Source organism: Rhabdobacter roseus, assembly GCF_014202275.1.
GTDB lineage: Bacteria > Bacteroidota > Bacteroidia > Cytophagales > Spirosomataceae > Rhabdobacter > Rhabdobacter roseus.
The window spans coordinates 230,994-249,880 of sequence record NZ_JACHGF010000004.1; the positions used below are offsets into that span (position 1 = coordinate 230,994).

General features: G+C 54.3%; 13 protein-coding genes. 5 read left to right on the plus strand and 8 right to left on the minus strand.

What is annotated here, in order from left to right; translation table 11 throughout:
- Positions 1 to 359: 359 nt before the first annotated feature.
- Positions 360 to 1,697 (plus strand): argininosuccinate lyase, encoded by a 1,338-nt coding sequence (gene argH, locus HNQ92_RS14925; RefSeq protein WP_184174849.1) that lies wholly within the window; start codon positions 360 to 362, stop codon positions 1,695 to 1,697.
- Positions 1,694 to 3,241, plus strand: a complete 1,548-nt coding sequence (locus tag HNQ92_RS29065) for an FG-GAP-like repeat-containing protein (RefSeq protein ID WP_184174850.1) — start codon at positions 1,694 to 1,696, stop codon at positions 3,239 to 3,241. The genes argH and HNQ92_RS29065 overlap by 4 nt, the downstream gene beginning before the upstream one ends.
- Before the next feature lie 70 nt (positions 3,242 to 3,311).
- Here HNQ92_RS29065 and HNQ92_RS14935 read toward each other — a convergent pair whose 3' ends face one another.
- The 6 genes from HNQ92_RS14935 to argB all read right to left on the minus strand — a co-directional run bounded on the left by HNQ92_RS14935 (position 3,312) and on the right by argB (position 15,860).
- Positions 3,312 to 5,021, minus strand: a complete 1,710-nt coding sequence (locus HNQ92_RS14935; RefSeq protein ID WP_184174851.1) for a SusD/RagB family nutrient-binding outer membrane lipoprotein — start codon at positions 5,019 to 5,021, stop codon at positions 3,312 to 3,314.
- A 45-nt stretch (positions 5,022 to 5,066) separates the two neighbouring features.
- On the minus strand, positions 5,067 to 8,420 hold the full coding sequence (locus tag HNQ92_RS14940) for a SusC/RagA family TonB-linked outer membrane protein (RefSeq protein ID WP_184174852.1): 3,354 nt from the start codon (positions 8,418 to 8,420) through the stop codon (positions 5,067 to 5,069).
- Positions 8,421 to 8,715: 295 nt separating this feature from the next.
- Entirely contained in the window at positions 8,716 to 10,065 is a 1,350-nt protein-coding gene (locus HNQ92_RS14945) for a vanadium-dependent haloperoxidase (RefSeq protein ID WP_246440229.1), read from the minus strand.
- The gene (locus tag HNQ92_RS14950) at positions 10,058 to 13,549 is read right to left on the minus strand and encodes a VCBS repeat-containing protein (RefSeq protein WP_184174854.1); all 3,492 of its coding nucleotides are present in this window, start codon (positions 13,547 to 13,549) and stop codon (positions 10,058 to 10,060) included. The genes HNQ92_RS14945 and HNQ92_RS14950 overlap by 8 nt, the downstream gene beginning before the upstream one ends.
- Before the next feature lie 59 nt (positions 13,550 to 13,608).
- Positions 13,609 to 14,940 (minus strand): c-type cytochrome, encoded by a 1,332-nt coding sequence (locus HNQ92_RS14955; protein WP_184174855.1) that lies wholly within the window; start codon positions 14,938 to 14,940, stop codon positions 13,609 to 13,611.
- 137 nt (positions 14,941 to 15,077) lie between these two features.
- The gene (gene argB, locus HNQ92_RS14960) at positions 15,078 to 15,860 is read right to left on the minus strand and encodes an acetylglutamate kinase (RefSeq protein ID WP_184174856.1); all 783 of its coding nucleotides are present in this window, start codon (positions 15,858 to 15,860) and stop codon (positions 15,078 to 15,080) included.
- Between the two features lie 146 nt (positions 15,861 to 16,006).
- On the opposite strand from argB, the gene HNQ92_RS14965 reads away from it, so the two are divergent.
- On the plus strand, positions 16,007 to 16,417 hold the full coding sequence (locus tag HNQ92_RS14965; protein WP_184174857.1) for a group III truncated hemoglobin: 411 nt from the start codon (positions 16,007 to 16,009) through the stop codon (positions 16,415 to 16,417).
- 20 nt (positions 16,418 to 16,437) lie between these two features.
- Here the strand turns inward: HNQ92_RS14965 and HNQ92_RS14970 are convergent, their stop codons facing one another.
- Together HNQ92_RS14970 and HNQ92_RS14975 are read right to left on the minus strand one after the other, a co-directional pair.
- The gene (locus HNQ92_RS14970; protein WP_184174858.1) at positions 16,438 to 17,133 is read right to left on the minus strand and encodes a YjjG family noncanonical pyrimidine nucleotidase; all 696 of its coding nucleotides are present in this window, start codon (positions 17,131 to 17,133) and stop codon (positions 16,438 to 16,440) included.
- A gap of 44 nt (positions 17,134 to 17,177) precedes the next feature.
- On the minus strand, positions 17,178 to 17,483 hold the full coding sequence (locus tag HNQ92_RS14975) for a (2Fe-2S) ferredoxin domain-containing protein (RefSeq protein WP_184174859.1): 306 nt from the start codon (positions 17,481 to 17,483) through the stop codon (positions 17,178 to 17,180).
- A 547-nt stretch (positions 17,484 to 18,030) separates the two neighbouring features.
- Here HNQ92_RS14975 and HNQ92_RS14980 point away from each other — a divergent pair.
- Complete coding sequence (locus HNQ92_RS14980; RefSeq protein WP_184174860.1) at positions 18,031 to 18,630, plus strand: RNA polymerase sigma factor; 600 nt, start codon at positions 18,031 to 18,033, stop codon at positions 18,628 to 18,630.
- A gap of 49 nt (positions 18,631 to 18,679) precedes the next feature.
- Positions 18,680 to 18,853: a hypothetical protein gene (locus tag HNQ92_RS14985; RefSeq protein ID WP_343063003.1), complete on the plus strand. Its 174-nt coding sequence runs from the start codon at positions 18,680 to 18,682 to the stop codon at positions 18,851 to 18,853.
- Positions 18,854 to 18,887: the final 34 nt, after the last annotated feature.

Genomic DNA, 18,887 nt, shown 5'->3' on the forward strand with positions numbered 1-18,887 from the left:
CAACCGAAGCCGCCGTGGATTTCCCACAGCAGCTTCGAATTTCAGGTGTAGGCGAGTGAATACGGCCCGGCGGTTGGGTGATCCGCGCCGGGGGTGGTGATAAGGTACGGATGAAAAGTTCACCTTTTCATCCGTATGGCAATATGATCTTAGCTAATCCTGTTGGTACCTACACGTATCTGGTTGAGCAGCTTAACACATTGAACTCTGCCTATGTACAACTTATAAGGCGCAGCCCGTACTTCCCTTCCCCTGTTTACTATCCGGCGAGTTGGTACAAACGAAAAGGAATTGATCTATTTTCCGGAAACCTTTCGAACTTTGCGGTTCAGCATTCATTCACCAATCGAGCAAGTACCTTGAAACTCTGGCAAAAAGAAAATACCGTTACCTCTGAAAAAATGGAACGCTTCACGGTGGGCCGCGACCGCGAACTGGACGTATACCTGGCCGAATTTGACGTACTGGGCAACCTGGCCCACGCAACCATGCTCGAGACCATCGGGCTGCTGACGGCCGAGGATTTAGCGGCGCTGCGCGCCGAGCTGAAAGTGATTTACGCGCAGATCCAGGAAGGTACTTTCGTGATCGAAGAGGGTGTGGAAGACGTGCATTCGCAGGTAGAACTTCTGCTGACCCGGAAGCTGGGCGATGTCGGTAAGAAAATCCACAGCGGCCGTTCGCGCAACGACCAGGTACTTGTAGACCTCAAACTCTACACCCGCGACCGCCTCTGGCAGGTAGTGCGGGCCACGCAACACCTCTTTGAGGTACTGAGTCGGCGCTCGGAGCAACACAAGGATGATCTGCTACCGGGCTACACGCACCTACAGATCGCCATGCCGTCGTCGTTTGGGCTCTGGTTTGGCGCTTACGCCGAGGCGCTGATCGACGACGTAGTGCAGCTCCAGGCCGCCTACCGGCTGGCCAACCGAAATCCGCTGGGCTCGGGCGCGGGCTATGGCTCATCCTTTCCGCTCAATCGTACGCTGACGACGGAGCTGCTGGGTTTTGAGGGGATGCACCACAACGTAGTCTACGCCCAGATGAGCCGCGGGCGTACCGAGCAGGCGGCGCTGACAGCCCTGGCTTCGTTGGCTGCTACCGTGTCACGCCTGGCGATGGATGTGTGTCTCTACAACAGCCAGAACTTTGGGTTCATCGTCCTGCCCGACGACCTCACGACGGGCAGTAGCATCATGCCGCACAAGAAAAACCCCGACGTAGCCGAGCTGCTTCGGGCCAAAACCAACCGTCTCAAGGCCCTGCCGATGGAGGTAACGCTAGTGCTAAGCAACCTACCCTCGGGCTACCACCGCGATATGCAGTTGCTGAAGGAAATCCTGATGCCGGCCTTTGACGAAGTGCTGGATTGCCTGGACATCGCTGCGTTCATGCTCGAGCACATGCAGGTAAAGCCGAATCTTCTGGATGAGGCCAAGTACGACCTGCTCTTTAGCGTGGAGCGCGTCAATGCCCTCGTGATGCAGGGGGTACCTTTCCGCGATGCGTATCGGCAGGTAGGCAAGGAAATTGGCGAAGGTACCTACGCGCCGCCGCGCGCGCTTCAGCATACCCACGAAGGGAGCATCGGTAACCTGCAAACGACCGAAATCACCGCCCGGATGCAAGCGGAACTGGCGCGGTTTGGGTTTGATCAGGTAGAGAAAGCGCTGCAAAACCTGCTCGAAGCGTGATAAGATTCCGAACGCTGGGAAAGTACCTCGTGGTGGCTACGGCAGGTACTTTGGGGTACTGGTCATGTGGGGTACCTGACCGCTCCGAAGGCGAAGCCCTGGCACGAACACACTGTGGTAGCTGCCACCTGTTTCCGGAACCGGCGCTGCTGCCCAAAAATAGTTGGCAGGAAAGCGTGTTGCCCCACATGGCCCTGCGGCTGGGACTGGCGCAGGAAGGGCTCGACCCGCTGGGAGCGCTGCACTACGAGGAAATTGCCCGCGTCACGCAAGCCAATGTATTCCCGAAAGACCCGGTGGTGAGCAAGGCGGACTGGCAAAAAATAGTGCAATACTACCTGAGCGCCGCGCCGGATAGCCTGGTGGATACTTCCCAAATGGATACGCTTCGCAGGGTACCTGTGCAGGTACTTACCAATTTTACCGTAAAACCCGTGCAAAGTCCGCTGGAGGCGATGGTGACGGCGATCCGCTACGATTCTCTACACCAGCAGATCTGGGTAGGCCAGCGGATGGGGGGCATGCATATTTTGGATAAACAGCTACGCACAACGGATTCCCTCTTCCGCCCACAAAGCCCTTTATCAGACTTACGAAGTCTGCCGGATGGTACCCGGCAAGTACTTCATATGGGTATCATGGACCCGAACGACCAGACCACTGGCGAGTGGGTCAGCCTGCGTAAACAAGCGGGTAGCTGGCAGGGGCGTCGCCTCATTACGGGGCTACAGCGGCCGGTCCATGCCTCGTTTCAGGATATCAACGAAGATGGCCACGAGGATGTAGTATTGTGCGAATACGGGAACTACACGGGGCAGCTGAGCTGGTACGAAGCCACGCCTACCGACAGCCTGCAACGGCACATTATCGAAAATCGCCCCGGTGCCCGGATCACCTATTGGCACGATTACAACGGCGACGGCCGCAAAGACCTGTGGGTACTTTGGGCGCAGGGCGACGAGCAACTAGCGGTGTACCTGAACGGCGGCAAGGGGAATTTTGTCAAAAAAATATTACTCCGCTTCCCACCTGTCTACGGCTCAGGGTACTTTGAGCTGGCCGACTTCAACGCCGATGGCCACGTGGACATGCTGTACGTCAACGGCGACAATGCCGATCTTTCCCATACCCTAAAGCCCTACCACGGGCTACGCATCTACCTCAACGACGGCAAAGGTACTTTTACCGAAAAGTACTTTTATCCGCTGCACGGAGCTACTCAGGCCCTGGCGCGCGACTTCGACGGCGACGGCGATCTGGACATTGCGGCGATTGCGTTTTTTCCGGACTTCAGCCAGAAGCAGGTAGCGAGCTTTGTGTATTTGGAAAACCAGGGGAATAACCAGTTTGTGCCCCGCACCTTTGCCGATACAAACCGCGGGCGCTGGCTGACGATGGAAGCCGCAGACGTGGATCAGGATGGCGATCTGGACATCTTGCTGGGCTCATTTTACCTGACCGTCACGCCTACCCCAACGGAAGCCAAGGAGCGGTGGCAGCGGGAGAAAAAAGGGGTCGTGTTGTTAGAAAATAGGCGGTTCTGAAAACACAAAGAAGCGGGGGAAAAACCACCCGCTTCTTTAAGAATAGTAACAATCAATCTTTCACCCAAAATTACGGTCTGTCCCACCAAACGCGTCCTGTAGCGTCCTGTGGGTCACGGCCAAATCCGGCTATCTGCGCCATGGCGTCGTAAGCGGCCTGGCGGTTGGCGTAGTTAGGCGAGGATGGGTTCGGAATGCCCAGGGGTGCCCGACGGGGAATGACCAGCGTAGCGCCCAGGTTAGTCAGCGTAGGCATAGGTACTGTAGAGGTAGGATTGGGGAAGCCCGTCCGTTTCCAGGTAGCCCAGCCTTCCGAAGGCTGCTTGAGGAAGTGCAGGTATGCCTGGCTGGCAATCTGATCCAAGGCTTTGCTCGCGTCGAAAGCGACCGCGGGTTTAGCCAGATACGCCGTGATCTCCGCCGGGGTTACCGGGGTGTAGTTGGTGAACTGACCACCCACCGCGATGTCATTATACCAGTTGATGGAGCTGGTAATACCCGCTTCGTACCACTCTTTGGTGCTGCCGGTGCCAATGCCCCGAGCCGCCACTTCGGCCCGCATGAAGCAGTAATCCGCGTAGGTGATGACGGGTAAGTATGACCGGCCCGTGCCTACGTTACCGCTGGCGTCAGTAAAAATGGCGCTGAAAAGGCGGGGCTGAATGAACGAAAGCGTATCTACCTGAATTTCCTGTCCGTTGTTGGTTACTCGACGCGGGGTGTAGAAACGCTGAATAATGGCGTTGTTACGGGTATCGTCCGGGTTGGTATAGCTGCCTACGTAGCGTCGAGCGGGTTCTTGCGTACCTGCGGGTAACTGTCCGTTGGCTATCAGTAGATTGATATTCGCCTGTGAATACGAGTTAGGCGTAAAAAAGGCATCGATACGAGGATCCTGGTTGGCCCACATAAAGTCCACGATGGGCTTAGGAGCCCGAAGGTTGCTAGGATTCCAGTTGCTACCATTGTCGTTACCCGTAAAATTGGTTCTAGCGACAAAGATCCAGCTATCGGCATTGGAGGCCATCAAATCAGCAGCAGGTTGTGCCAGTACTTCGTTAATGATCGCCGTAGCCTTGGCAGCATCCGCTTTGAGCTGGCGCATGGCTATTTTCAGGCGCAGCGCATTACCGGCTTTCACCCATTGCTGAGCATTACCGCCATAGTACTGGTCGTAAGTGCCCAAACTTACCTGTGGCACGGTAGGAGCGGCTTTCAGGGTAGCAATAGCCTCTTTCAGCTCTTCGTCCAGACGGGCAAAGATTTGCTGCTGCGAATCGTAAGTAGGCTCCAGTGTGCCGCCGTAGCGTCCCTGGAAGGCATCGGAGTAGGGGATACTGCCGTAGATGTCTGATACGTAGAAGGTGTAATACGCTTTCAGAATGCGGGCAATCCGGATCATGTGTACGTAGCGTGCCTGCTCATTGGCTTCCAGTCGCCCGACTAACTGCTCCAGGTCATAGAGGCGGTCGCCTACTCCGTTGTAGAGGCGGCCGTAGCGCTGGGAGAAGTTATCCCAGTTTTGGGTAAAGGCGCCCTGATTTCCGTTTAGCGCCGTAGTGTACTGCATCCAGGGCATGATCCGCTGGTAAAGGTCGTAAAAGGCCTCAAAATCCTGGCTGTGAATGCTGACACTGGCGTTCAGAAACTGGTTTTGGGGGGGGATAGTAGTCAGCGCGTCGGGATCTTTATTGATATCCACGAAGGCCTGCTTGTCGCAGGAAGATACCAAAAGCCCTGCCGCTACCACGAATAGGATTCGATATTTGATGAATTTCATAAGGGATTCTCTTGATGTTTTATTGATCGAAACTTAAAGCGATGATTACAGTCCTATGTTGACGGATACACCCAAGTGACGGGAGAAAGGTAGTCCACCGTACTCCATGAATTCACCGGCGCGGTTGCTGTACAAGCCTTCGGGGTTAATACCCGCTTTGGCGGTGCGGTACAGGTAGCCGATGTTCCGGCCCACCAGGCTCACGCGCAGCGATTGTACCTTGGCTTTGTTGACAAAGCTGGCGGGTACATTATAGCCAATGGATACTTCGCGCAGCGATACCCACGAGTTCTCGAAGGTCGAGAATTCCCGGATACCCGAGCCCCACTGGGTGAGGTTCTGGTAGTAAGCAAAAGCAGGGATGGGCGTCAGGTACCCTTTTTCCACGGCTTCGGCGTAGGGCATACCGCCCAGGTCAATGTCTTGATCGGCTACGCGTACCCGATAGCCATCGGCTAGTACGCCGTCGGGGATAATCCCGTCGGTACGAACGTTACCGGCCGCATCGGTGAAGGTTACCCCACCGAGATCGGGTGTACGTCCGGGAAGTGAGAAGGCAAACGCTCCGTAGGAAGAACCGTATTGGTGCGTCGCGGAGGTCATCAGCCCACCAATCTTGGCGTCAATTTGTGCCGTGGCCGAAAAATCGCCGAAGCGGAAAGAGTTGACGTTGCTTGCTAGAAAGTTTTCCATCACGGTACCTAATTCTTTAGCTCCCTGTCCGTAAGCGCCACTACGCAGGTAAGAGGGATATCCCTGGACCGTACCACTGGCGGCTCCGATGACCTTCTGGCCGTTGGCGGGGTGGTCTATTGGGCTGCCATCGGCCCCCTTCGCTTGGTAGGTAGCATATGCGTAGGAAGTGATGATAGTTCCGTAGTCTTTGCCTACGCGGGCTACGGACTGTACATCCGCGCCAAAACCAAGGGCTAGCTCGTAAGTATCGGTACCCTCTACGAGTTCCAATATCTTGTTGCGGTTACGCGTAAAGTTTATGCTGGTATTCCACTCAAATTTGTTGGCTTTGATGGGCGTAGCCGTAATCAAGAGCTCAATTCCTTTGTTTTGAATTTTACCTGCGTTGACAATGCGGCTGTTGACACCCGATTCAGCAGCTGAAGACAAACTTAGGATTTCGTTACGGGTGAGCTTGTTGTAGACCGTAGCGTCAATACCCAGGCGACCGCTAAAGAAGCGGATGTCCCCGCCCAATTCCCACTCGCGGGCTAGACGGTTTTTAAGGCCGTAGTTAGGCAGGGTATTGTCGCGGAAGCCGGAAATATTAACTTGGCTTCCATTGGGAAGGGTATAAGTGCCCTGAGGCTGGTAGATACCCGTCTGGTTGGTTCTCCAGGCATCGGTATCACCACCCGTGAAGCCGTAGCTGGCGCGCAACTTACCAAAGGAAAGCCAGGTAGGCAGGTTTTGCAGCGATTCGGTAGCAATCCAGGCCAAACCAACAGCTGGATAGGAATACGAGGGATTGCCACTACCATCCGCATAGGTTAGCGTGGAAGACCAGTCATTCCGGTAGCTGAAGTTCAGCGTCAAGGCGTCTTTGTAGGTTACGTCCCCATAGGCATAAAGGGCATCGATGCGGCGTGACGGATTAAGGCGGTTTTCGTTAACCAAGGTGTTGGTCGAATTGGCTAAGGAGAATACTTCTGGCACCCGTAGGCCACCGTCGGTACGAGCAAAGAAATACCGGCCTCCAAGCAGACGGTTGGTTTCTCCCCCTACGTTGAAGCTTACGTTGAAGTCATCGCCAAACTGATGGTTCGCCATGGCAATGGCCTGGAAGCGCGACTGGCTCCGATTTTCGGTATATTCGTTGTATTCACCCCCCGCAAAATTGGCGTTTTGACCACGGTTCCTAGTGTTACCTGTAAACAGTTCGTTTTGTACATTACCTCGCACCAGGAAGCTCAGCCAGGAAGTAACGTTTCCGGTCAGATCGATATTACCACGGAATACTTTTTCATTCCGCACCTGCGTGTACTGGAAGGTCTCGAACATGAATTGCGTCATGCCATAAGGATCGGCGGTTCCCTGGCGGCGTCCACCGGCCACGGGGTCGATGTAGTTATTGGCCCAGTAGTCAATGTCCATCGAGCGCGGGCGACCAAACACAAAACGGAAGACCGGGTTGTAGTTACCACCCTGACGGATGGGGTTCACCATGTCGTTGTCGGTGTAGTCGGCGCTTACGTCCAGGTTAAAGATTTTCCCGATTTTCTGGGTACCTCGGATGTTGAAGTTGTTCCGTTGCAGCTCCGTACCCGCGGGCATGATGGAGGTGTTTTTCAGGCTGGAAAAAGCCGCCCGGAACGAACTCCGGTCATTACCGCCTTCTACGGCTACGTTATGATTGATGAACTTACCCGTTTGGAAGAAGCTCAATGGATTGTTGGCTTTCCACTCGACCATGCGGCCGTCGAGGTCGCGTACCATCTGGCCGTTCATTTCCGGGCCGTAGGAGTAAATGTAGTTGGGGCGATCCACCTCGTCTACGCCGTCAGTGCCTTTCGCAAAGGTAGGATTCAGACCCGCGCCAAAGCGATTTTGCAGATCCAGGAAGCGATAGGCGTTTTCGAAGGAGGACGTATGGTTATAAGTCACACCCAACCCTTTTTCGGCACGGCCCTTTTTGGTTTGCACCACCACGACCCCGTTCAAGGCCTCAGAGCCGTAGAGTGCACTGGCGGCGGAACCTTTCAGTACCGTCATGGACTCGATATTATCGGGGTTGATGTTTTTCATGATATTCCCAAAATCCTGGCCGGCTCCCCAGGAGTCGGCACCCGAAGTACCTGGACGAATAAGTACCCCATCTACCACAAAAAGCGGCTGGGTATTGGGGCTCAAAGACGCATTACCCCGAATACGAATACGTGAGGAAGACATGGGGCCACCGGTACCCTGGTTGATCATCACCCCCGCTACTTTACCTTGCAGGGCGTTCACCAGGTTAGGGTTGTTAGCCCGGGTAAGGTCTTGGCCCTGTACGGTTTGTACGGCGTAGGCGAGTTTGCGCGTTTCCTGCGACATCCCAAAGCCCGTGACCACTACTTCGTTGAGGGTTTTGTTATCTTCTTCCAGCGATACACTGATCTCGCTGGCATTGCCTACGGCTACTTCTTTGCTTACGTAGCCAATGGATGAGAAAACGAGTACGGCACTGCTGGACGTCACGGTAGTTCTGAACGAACCGTCCGCATCCGTTGCTCCCCCTGTATTGGTTCCTTTAACAAGGAAAGAGACGCCGGGCAGAGGATTACCCTCTTGATCACGCACCGTTCCTGTAACGGTTTTACGGTCCTGAGCCATACTCCACGTACCACTTAGAAGTAGTAACAGTACAACCAGCACACGGTGTAAAGTTGTAAACCTTAGTCGCATAAATTGTAGATAGATAGTTAATGGATTTAATTAGAATTTACTAGAACGCTTTAGCCCCTATAAATGATCAAATAGTACTACTATTTAATCTCAGAATAGGTATAAAAACATTAGTTGAGTCAAATATAAAGATTTTTCTTACAAATGGGGAATAATATTTTAAATTTTTTTAAAATGTACGAATATGTAGCTAACGGTAATTTAATAATTAACACAAAATGCAGCGCGGATGTGGTACGGATAAAAGATTAAAAAGAAGAAGAGTATAAAAAAAATTCGGAGAGAAATACAGAGTTCAGGGGCGTAAGCGCAGTCGGGAAAGTACCCATTGGCCTACCCTTTCACCCTGGACTTGTCCTTGCTCAATGGCCGCTCGGTAATGAATACCACCATAAAGGCGACTGATGGCGGCCTCGTCGCAGGCTGCCCGGAAGGAGCTGAACGTACGGGCCGGTAGCCCGTACTCCATCTCGGTTTTATCCACAAAACGAAACTGCTCACCGAGGTACTCGGTCAATACCACGGCGGCGGCGGTGGAAATAACGCTGTGCCCGCTGGTATACTCGGGAAAAGGCGGGGTTTGCAGTAAGGGGCGCCAGGTTTCGTCAAGGTAGGAATTAATTACGGTCTCAGGACGGATGAGTTGGCTACGGTACTTTTCGTCCCAGCAGCTAATGAAGCCATCAAACAGCGCCACGGCGGTAATGAGGTAGGTAGCCGAGGTGGCCGTCCAATCGAGCTTGGCCGAAGCGGCGGCCTGACCGGCAATGGAGATCCAATGCCCTCCCGGCGATAATTTTTTAGTCGCAAAGTTGAGGTGTCCCTGGGTGTTTAGATAAAAAGGATTACAATCCCAGAAATTGGCGATCAGCCGTTGCTCATCGGAGAGGGCTCGGGTCACGTCATACACTTCGCGCGCCTGCTGCATAAATTCACTCGCCTGGTCTGGGCTAAAGGCTGGCGGCGGCAGCGGCTTAAATTGCTGGGCGGAGTCGAAGGTGACGGAGCGGATCTGGCTCCAGTAAGGCTCCACGGCGTCGATGAAGCCCGGAGGCGTGGGGATCCACTTACCGGGGGCCTTGCTGTACGAATAGCGCCGCTGGCGACGGGTCAGGAGGTAGTTGTCGCGGGAAGCCCACTTCAAAATGCTGTCGCTGACGGCCTGCCCCAGCCGCAGGGAATTTTGATACACGAGCGAATCACTTTCCTTAAATTCCCGCAAAATAACTGCCACGCTGTCGGTCAGGAGGTGCTCGGAAAACACCAGCTGCCCGCCGGTACGGAAGAAGGCGTACAGCGCGGCCAGGGGGTAGTTTACAGGAGCAGCGGATTCACCACCGGAGATCTTGGGGAAATGAGGTACCTGGCCGTGCAGGCTGTGGTACTTTTTATGCTCCAACACCAGCGTTTCGTAGGCGGCGGCGTTGGCGTAGAGGTAGATCCGGCTGGCAATGGGGGGCGAGAAAATATCGTGTACGATGGTCCGGGTTAGGTTTTTCTCGGCCCGGTGCATCAGCTCGGTGGACGGGGTACTTGCCGCCGACTGCGCTTGAGCCAAGCAGGTACCTAAGCCCATTTTCCCTAGCATTACTAGTAGTAATAAATAGGAGCGTAAAGGGGAGGTAAATCGGAAACGGCTACTCATGGGTATTTCCTAGTTTGAAAACCAATACTTCGTGGTCATTGCGGCCCACGACGAGCCACTTCTGGTCCGATCCTACCGGGACGAGCGCGAGGCCGCGTACGTCGCCCTCGGCCCAGAGGCCGGACTCCTCCGACCCTACGGCGTCAAATTGCCAGGGGGCGGTTTGGCGCAGGTAAAGTCCAAAAGAGGCGTCGCAGGCACCGAGCTGCACCCGGTACGGCGCGAAATTGCCCGCCAGGATCAGGTCCGGACGGCCGTCCTTATCCAGGTCTTCTACCACCGCACCACTGACCGTCGAGAACTGTGCCTGCACGGGTAGTTCGTGTACCACAAAGTTAAAATTGCCCTGATTTTCCAAGACTACGCTGGCCTGCCGTTTGCAGTAGCGTTTGGGGGATTGGGCTATGGCCCCTTTTCCGAAGATATCCTCCACGGTGGCATCGGCATAGGCGGCGTAGGAGGTGTACTTGCGACGCAACGGCACGAGCTGGTCCAGGATTTCGTCGCGCGAGAACATCGGGTAGCTGGTTTCGCCCAGGTAGTAGGTCAGGATGGGATCAACCAGGCCGTTTTTATCAAAATCGTCGTAGTAGATGACCATGGGTTTTTCCGGCGTCGATTTAAACTGGGTATTGAGGCCGCTGTTGCCCACTACAAAATCCAGGTCGCCGTCGCCGTCCAGGTCAGCGGCCGTCAGCGAAGCCCAGCGGCCTTCGGTATCGGTCAGGCCGGGACTAAGTACCTCCTGAAATTGAGCCTGCGTATTGCGAAAAAGACGAATACCCATCCAGTCGCCTACCAGTACCAGGTCCGGCTTCCCGTCCCGGTCCAAATCCTGGAAATTGGCGGCCGTGATCATGCCGGGCCGCAGTAGCTCCGACGACCACGCGGCCGTCACGTCCGTAAACTTCACCTGGCTGTTGGCGCTGTCGTTGCGGAGCAGGTAGCTGCGGGCGGCCTCCGGAAACGAGCCGGGTACGGCGCGCCCACCCACAAACAGATCCAGGTCGCCGTCGCCGTCAATATCGGCACTGACCACACACTGGCCGGTACTTAGCATGGCGGGTAGGGCCGCCGGAGCGTACGTAAAGGTGCCGTCGCCCTGGTTGAGGTAGAGGCGGTCCTGGTAAGCGGGCGACGCGTCGTCGTACTCGCTACCGCCGCTGACCAGGTAGAGGTCCGGGTGGCCGTCGCCGTTGGCGTCAAAAAAATGGGCGGCTACTTCTTCCGAGGCGGCAAACTGGCGCCAGGGCTGGGAAGCCGCGGCCCTAAAAGTACCTTCGGGGGTTTGCAGGTAAAGTACCCCAAACTGGTTGGCCGCCCCGCCCAGGTAAATATCTTCGAGCCCGTCGCCGTTGACATCCCCTTGGGCCAGAGCCGGGCCCATGCGCGAGAGCTGGTAGGGGAGCAGTACTTCTACTTTAAAATCGACGAAATCGTTTTCCTGATGAAAAAAGTCGAGGCCGGTTTCGGAGCTGGGTAGTTGTTGGAAAAGCCGGGTACCTGCACTGGCCAGAGCGGAGGGAGCAGCAGGGGTACTTTGGGTAGGTTCTTGCAGTTGTAGTAGCTGGTCGGGGCGGGGAGATGCGAGCCGCGTGACGGCCCCCGAGGGCCAAACTACCCGCAGCGAGTCTACGGTACTTGAGGTACCCAGCCCAAAGTGCAGGTCGGTACTGACCGACGACTGGTACCCGCGCACGGGGTAGAGCTCCTGGTACTGTACTTGGCCATTAGCGTAGAGGTAGGCCTTGGCTCCCAGCGCCTGGACGTTGGGTTTTTGGCCCCGCAGCCGGAGGGTGAAGTAGTGGCTGCCGGTGCGGTTGTTTTGGTAAATATAAACGGGCTCGTTGATGTTCGAAACAACCAGATCCAAGTCGCCGTCCCCGTCGAAATCGGCGTAGGCGGCGGCGTTGGAGACCGTCGCTTCGGTGAGTCCCCAGGCTGCGGACTGGTCCTGAAAGCGTAGTTCGCCGCCTTTTTCGCCGCCCAGGTTCCGGAAGAGGTAGTTGCGTAGCTTGTTAGAAGGCATTTTTTGTACTAGTCCGTAGGTCTTGAAATTCAGATTCCCCTTGGCGGCTTCTTTCAGTTGCTCGTCGGCTACGGTGTATTTCAGAAAATCCATGTTGGTAAAATCGCGCAGGTACCCGTTCGTAACCAGCAGGTCCTTCCAGCCGTCGTTGTCGAAGTCGGCCAGCAGGCCCGCCCAGCTCCAGTCGGTATTGGAAACTCCCGCCAGCTGCCCTATTTCGCTAAACCGCGCGTGGCCACGCGGATCGATACCTGCGTTGAGGTGCAGCATGTTGCGCATCTGTTGGTGGTAGTAGCCGCTGTCGAGCAGCAGGTGGTACTGGTCGTAGACGTCCGGGCCCTTCAGGAGCTTCTGCCGGTGGTTGTCCTCAGGCAGCATGTCCAGCGTCAGTACGTCCGGTCGGCCGTCGTTGTTGAAGTCGGCCACGTCGGCGCCCATCGAAAACTTGGACACGTGCGCAAACGATTTTCGTAGCGACTCGGTAAAGGCCGGTCCCGCACCGGCGGACCGGTCGCCCCGATCCTTGCCGTTGTTGACGTAGTAGGCGTCTACCTCGGTATAGTCGCTGGTGGTGTAGAGGTCGGGCCAGCCGTCCTGGTTGATGTCGGCCACGGTCACGCTCAGGCCAAAGTTCAGGGCGTTGTTGATGATCCCGGCCTGCTGCGTGACCTCGGTAAAGTGCAGTTTCCCCTTTTCGCTGTCGTTTCGAAAGAGGCGGTTGCCAAAGGCGCGGCTGGGGGTACTTCGGATCTGACGGGTGTTCAGAAACGGATTGACGGTATGGTTGGAGTGATTGAGCAGGAACATGTCCAGGTCGCCGTCGCGGTCATAGTCAAAGAAGGCCGCCTGGGTTGAGAGGGTACCTGGTGCGTCCAGCCCGTAGGCTTTGGCCATTTCTTTAAAAACGGGTACGCCCTTTTTTACGCCTTGATTAATGTACAGTTCATTGGAAAGCTTGAGGCTATCGCGGAAGAAACCCGAGTGGCACACGTAGATGTCGAGCAGGCCGTCGCCGTTGAGGTCGACCACGCTCACGCCCGTGGCCCAGGTACCTTTGCCTTCCACGTTGGCCCTGCGGCTGACGTCCTCAAACCGCAAAGTACCCCCTTTTTCCGTCCGGTTGAGGTAGAGTTTGTTCTTGACGGTATTGCCCGAAATGAACAGGTCGGGACGACCATCGTTGTCAAAATCACCAATCCCGACGCCATTGCCGTTGTAGAGGTACTCGTACCGGAAAATGTGCAGCGAGTCGTTCTCCTGAATTTTATTAACAAACGTAACGCCGGATTCTTCCGGGCCCAAGCGCCGGAAAATGGGTCGGGCCGCGTCCGGTTGGGCCGCATTCGGTCGGGCCGCGTCCGGCTGGGCCGTGGCTGGGATACCCGGCAGCAGGTTGAGCCAGAGCAACCAACCAAGGTACTTTAGCGCCGTAGGAAAGGGAGTAAAGTGCGCCATAGGCGAAGGGTACTTTAGAGGGTAGTTGGTGTATAGAATAGCCTCGGCGGGCAGCCAAGCTACTGCCAGTCATAGGTCAGCGTGTCGTCGTTTTCTTCCCGCACCACGTACATGAGCATGAGGGTGAGCATCTCCTGGTCGCTGCGCATATTCCCCTCCGAAAGTACCATCTGGGGCGGGTCGTTGGGGTTCATGGGGTTGTTGGCGGTGTTGTCGTAGGTACCTTCCACGTGGACCACCGCCCCGCGCGGCAGCAGCACGGGCTTGCGGTAACGGTAGATCTCCTGCCAACGAAAGTCCCATTCGGATACGTGGACCAGCCGGATGGTATCCCCCGCGGCGGTGGTGGCGTAGGCTTTAAATTCTTTGCCCAACTGGTGCATGTGCGGCCAGGCGTACAGCAGCGATACGTCCGGCTGGTTGTTGCCGATGCGCAGCGTAAAGGTTTTGACTTCGTTGGCAAAAAGCATAAAAGGCGGCGTGATGTCTTTTTCACCAATCCCGCCCGACCCCAGGCTGATCACCTTCACTTTGCGCTTGATGGGGGTACTTTTGAAAAAAATATTGACTCCGTTGATGCTTTCGGCGTCCTGGCTCGAGGGCCCGAAGTGCACCGTCAGCAGCACAATACCGCGCTTGGGCATTTCCCAACCCATGTCGGTAGGGTAGGTTTCGAGCGAAGCGCCGGGTATCCAGCCGCCGTAGTAGGTCATTTCTTTCTTGTACTTCACCCACTGGTAGTAGTCGGCCTGGGAAGTACCCGACAGATCCACCATGTCTACGGTATTATACAGGTCAATGGCCGCGTCCTCGACGGGATGAATGGCGTAGTTGGCGTGGTGGATTACTTTTTTGTTATTGGAAGTAAACTCAATGGCCTCCACGTTGGCGCGCTGCGCTAGCTCAAAGGGGATCTTGAACATCACGAAGCGCTCTTTGGTGTCGCCTTTCTGCACAAATGCTTCCTTCATGCGCAGCGTCAGGTCGGGCTTGCGCTTGTAGGCCGTACCGGCGTTGAGGCGTTCGGTAAGTGCTTTTTCGGCCTCCAGCTTTACTTTTCCCTTAGGTACCCCGGCGTCGATCCAGGTCACGAGGGTATGGATGTCTTGCTCGCTCAGGGAGCGCTTATTGGCAAAAGAATTGTAATGGTCGTCGGCTTTCCAGGGAGGCATGTAGCGGCTGCTCACTACTTTTTTAATGAACTTGGCCCGCTTGGCCACGTCGTCGTAAGTGATGAGCGAAAAAGGAGCGGCTTCGCCAGGGCGGTGGCAGGGGGTACAATTGGCGTGTACGATGGGCTGCACATGTTGGTAAAACGTAACCGACTGCGCCCGGCCGGGCAAGTACCCCAACAGGGAACAAAAAAATAAGAAGCGTAAAGAGTTGGGCATAGAACGCAAGTAAGGTACCTCGGCTACTGACTAAAACATTGGGAAAGACAAAATTAAAAATTTTTAAAAAGTCCTGCAAGTACCTAAGGTACCTTCAGGAGTGAAATTGGTAAAGTACCTGGACGCGAAGCGGGGCACTAAGCCAGGGAAAGGGTAGTTCCGGCCTGCCCGGCGGCGGCGGCTTCCAGGTCGTCGGCGTGGCAGATTGTGACGCGACGTACGCCGTCTGTCAAGGCCTTGAAGGCATTATCTAATTTTGGAATCATGCCTTTCACAATCGCGCCCGAAGCCTTGTATTCCGCGTAGGAGTGGAGCGTCAGGGCGGGAATGACGGCCTCGTCGTCGTCGGGGTCGGAAAGTACCCCCTTTTTTTCAAAGCAATACAGCAGGTTGACGCTATGCCGCACAGCCAGGGCCACGGCCAGAACCGACGCAATGGTGTCGGCGTTGGTATTGAGCAGGAGTCCTTCGCGGCTGTAGGTAAGCGGAGCCACCACGGGTACCAGGTTGCTATGCAGCAGCGCTTCGAGCTGGGCTTGATTCACCGCCTCAATATCGCCCACAAAACCGTAGTCGATGTCCTTAACGGGCCGCTTCACGGAGCGGATAATCCCGCCGTCGGCGCCGGTGAGGCCGATGGCGTTGCAGTTGCGGGCCTGCAGCTGCGCCACCAGGTTTTTATTCACCAATCCTCCGTACACCATCGTGACCACGTCGAGCATGGCGCGGTCGGTGATGCGGCGGCCGTCTACCATCTGGGTTTCGATGCCGAGCTGCGCGGCGGTCTGGGTCGCCACTTTTCCGCCGCCGTGCACCAGTACCTTGGGGCTAGGTAGCTGCGCAAATTTTTGCAGAAAACGCGCGCAGGCGTCCGGGTTATCGATAATATTTCCGCCGATTTTGACTACGAAAAGCGCCATTTTTGTGTTAGGGTTAAAAAGGAATCAGTATACCTACTAAGCCGCAAAAGTACTTCTAAAACCAAAAGAATCGCCACCATGATACTTGTCATGGTGTAGGTTCAACGAAAAAGGAACCTTTGCGGTATAGTTAGCCTTAAAATACCATGCTTACAGATATAACTACCCGGACCGACGTAGAGCTTCTGGTCAATACCTTCTACAACAAGGTACTTGCCGACGAGGTACTTGGTCCCATCTTTAACGACGTGGCTCAGGTGAACTTGTCGGCTCACCTTCCCACCATGTACGATTTTTGGGAAAGTATCCTCTTCGGAACGGGCAGCTATCGGGGCCGCCCCATGCCGCCGCACTTCCGGCTTACGCAAAAGCACCCGCTGCGCGCTCACCATTTCGAGCGCTGGCTGGCCTTGTTTTTTGAAACAATCGATGCCCTTTTTGAGGGAGAAAAAGCCACGGAAGTAAAAAGCCGCGCGCAGCATATCGCGTCGATTATGGAATATCGGGTTCAGCAGATCAATGAGGCCAATACCAGCAATTTGCTGAATCGATTTTAGTACCTGGCAGGTACCTGAAATCAAAAGATCGCTTTCAACTCGTGCAGGTGACGGATGTCGTGGGTGGGGGTGTCGTCAAAACGCTGGCAGAGCGGATTGTAGTACACCGTGTCGAGCCCGAAGCGCATGGCACCCAGAATATCCGCTTCCCAATTATCACCGATCATGATGCAGTCTTCGGGCCGCGCCTTCACCAACCCCAGCGCGTAGGCAAAAATGCGCGGATCGGGTTTTTGGGCCTGAGCGTGCTCGTTGGTGACGACGTGCTCAAAGAAATGCACGATGTCGGCGCTCTTCATTTTTCGGTTCTGGATGGCCTCAAAGCCATTGGTAAGCACGTGCAGCCGGTAGCCGCGCTCGCGAGTGTAATGAAGTACATCCAGCGCGCCTTCAAGCAGGTACTGCTTGGTGGGTAAGATCTGCAGGTAGGCCTGGGCCAGGTCGGAGCAGTTCGTGGGTGTAGGTACTTGTAAGGCTTCAAATACCAGGGGGAAGCGGCGCTCGCGGATGTAGGCGTGGGTGTAGTCGCCGCGGTTGAAGGTAGCCCACAGCTCAATGTTGATGCGGGAAAAGGTACTTATGAATTCCTCGCAGGAAGGTATCCCGCATTGCCCGAGCGTGAACCGCTCAAAGAGCTCCGTCAACGACTCGGCCGAATTCCGCTCAAAGTCCCACAGGGTATGGTCCAGATCAAAAAACAGATGCTTGTACTTCATAAATAGGTATTCCTCCCGGCCTGCTTCCCCACATCCCGGCTTGATTAGAAATCCAGCTTCAATCGCTCCACGGGTACGTCATTCACTAAGTGGCTTTCTACAATTTCCTCCACGTCCGAAAGCTGTACGTTGCCGTAGAATACCCCCTCCGGGTACACGACCATGCCCGGCCCAAACGCGCACACATCCAGGCAGCCAGCGCGTTGTGCCCGGATTTCCGTCTGGAGTTTACGCTCCTTCAGGGCATTTTTGAAGGCCTCTACCAGCTCAAGGCCGTGCTCCTGGCCGCAGCATTTCTTTGGGGCTTCTTTTTGGTTGGTACAGACGAATACGTGTTTGCGGTACTTCATGGTATTGTGAGTATGATAAGATGGTTGACGGTACGAAGAAAGGCAAAAGAATAAATATTTCAGCAAAACTTTTTTTTGTCCCCTAGCGTATATAATAGATGTGTGAGTGTTAGTGATATAACTCAATTACTTTATGTAACTTCTAGCCGTATAAGAGCTGAACCCACAACAAAATTTTATTTCTTATGTCCAAATCGGCTTTTGGGTAGAAAATGGTAAAATGGTTGAACTAATTTTCGGACGAGAGAGTTTATTATTTCACCCAGAATATCCTTTAAATACTATTATTTCGCCGAAAGGGTATAAAGTAATGGTTGGATCAGCCAAACGGACAACGGGTAGGAATATACTTGTTAACATTTGTTAATGTTTGGCAGGTTTGAAAAAAAGAGAGAGAAACATTTGCAAATAAACCAGCAAATATATTTCTTTGATACAATAAATGATGCTGGCATAAAGCTCATATACTTCTATTATATACACCTAAAACCGAAAGGAGGTACAATATCGACACACGGCTCTACGTTAACTAAATCGAATTACTTAAATGGAGAAATTCCAAGTTAGCGACAGTGAGTTGATATCGCTGTACATCCATGGTGATGAAAAAGCCTTCGAAAAGCTGGTTCAACGCCATAAGTCAAGAATTTACACCACTATTTACCTCATTGTTAAGGATCAGTACGTTGCCGAGGATTTGATGCAGGATACCTTCATCAAAGCGGTGGATACCATCAAGTCAGGTAAATATAACGAAGAGGGTAAGTTTTTGCCGTGGATTATTCGAATCGCCCACAACCTCGCTATTGACTATTTCAGGCGCGATAAACGCTACCCCAATGTAGTGTTTGAAGACGGGAGCAGCGTATTTAATACGCTTGATTTCTCGGAAGATTCGGTCGAGTCCATTCAGATTCGGCAGGAGACTCATGAGCAGCTTCGGGAGATGATCCAGCGGCTGCCAGATGTGCAAAGGCAAGTACTGATCATGCGCCACTACGAGGACATGAGTTTTCAGGAAATTGCCGATGCCACAGGTGTGAGTATCAATACGGCATTGGGGAGAATGCGTTATGCGCTGATTAATTTGCGTAAGCAATTCAGCCAACGTACTCCGCAATATGACAAAAACTTTTACTTACGATGATGTTGTAAGGTATCTGTATGCCGAAACAACCACAGAAGAAAACGATCTGATGATTGAGGCCTTGGCCCTCGACGATGATCTGATGAACTTTTACCTGGATTCGCTCGAACTGCGACAGCAAATGGACCGAATCGTACGGGTACCTTCCGATCAGGCCATCCAGCGCATTCTCGGCTTTTCCTATCATTATCCCTTTAATCAACCGGCCAATTTATCCGTTTAGGACTTTTGGGCGGTTGTTTTGTTTTACAGCTACC

Bases quoted from the DNA above. Each gene is read 5' to 3' on its own strand.
- HNQ92_RS14935 (WP_184174851.1), bottom strand. From the start codon at position 5,021: ATGAAATTCATCAAATATCGAATCCTATTCGTGGTAGCGGCAGGGCTT.
- HNQ92_RS14940 (WP_184174852.1), bottom strand. From the start codon at position 8,420: ATGCGACTAAGGTTTACAACTTTACACCGTGTGCTGGTTGTACTGTTA.
- HNQ92_RS14945 (WP_246440229.1), bottom strand. From the start codon at position 10,065: ATGAGTAGCCGTTTCCGATTTACCTCCCCTTTACGCTCCTATTTATTA.
- HNQ92_RS14950 (WP_184174854.1), bottom strand. From the start codon at position 13,549: ATGGCGCACTTTACTCCCTTTCCTACGGCGCTAAAGTACCTTGGTTGG.
- HNQ92_RS14955 (WP_184174855.1), bottom strand. From the start codon at position 14,940: ATGCCCAACTCTTTACGCTTCTTATTTTTTTGTTCCCTGTTGGGGTAC.
- argB (WP_184174856.1), bottom strand. From the start codon at position 15,860: ATGGCGCTTTTCGTAGTCAAAATCGGCGGAAATATTATCGATAACCCG.
- HNQ92_RS14965 (WP_184174857.1), top strand. From the start codon at position 16,007: ATGCTTACAGATATAACTACCCGGACCGACGTAGAGCTTCTGGTCAAT.
- HNQ92_RS14970 (WP_184174858.1), bottom strand. From the start codon at position 17,133: ATGAAGTACAAGCATCTGTTTTTTGATCTGGACCATACCCTGTGGGAC.
- HNQ92_RS14975 (WP_184174859.1), bottom strand. From the start codon at position 17,483: ATGAAGTACCGCAAACACGTATTCGTCTGTACCAACCAAAAAGAAGCC.
- HNQ92_RS14980 (WP_184174860.1), top strand. From the start codon at position 18,031: ATGGAGAAATTCCAAGTTAGCGACAGTGAGTTGATATCGCTGTACATC.
- HNQ92_RS14985 (WP_343063003.1), top strand. From the start codon at position 18,680: ATGATTGAGGCCTTGGCCCTCGACGATGATCTGATGAACTTTTACCTG.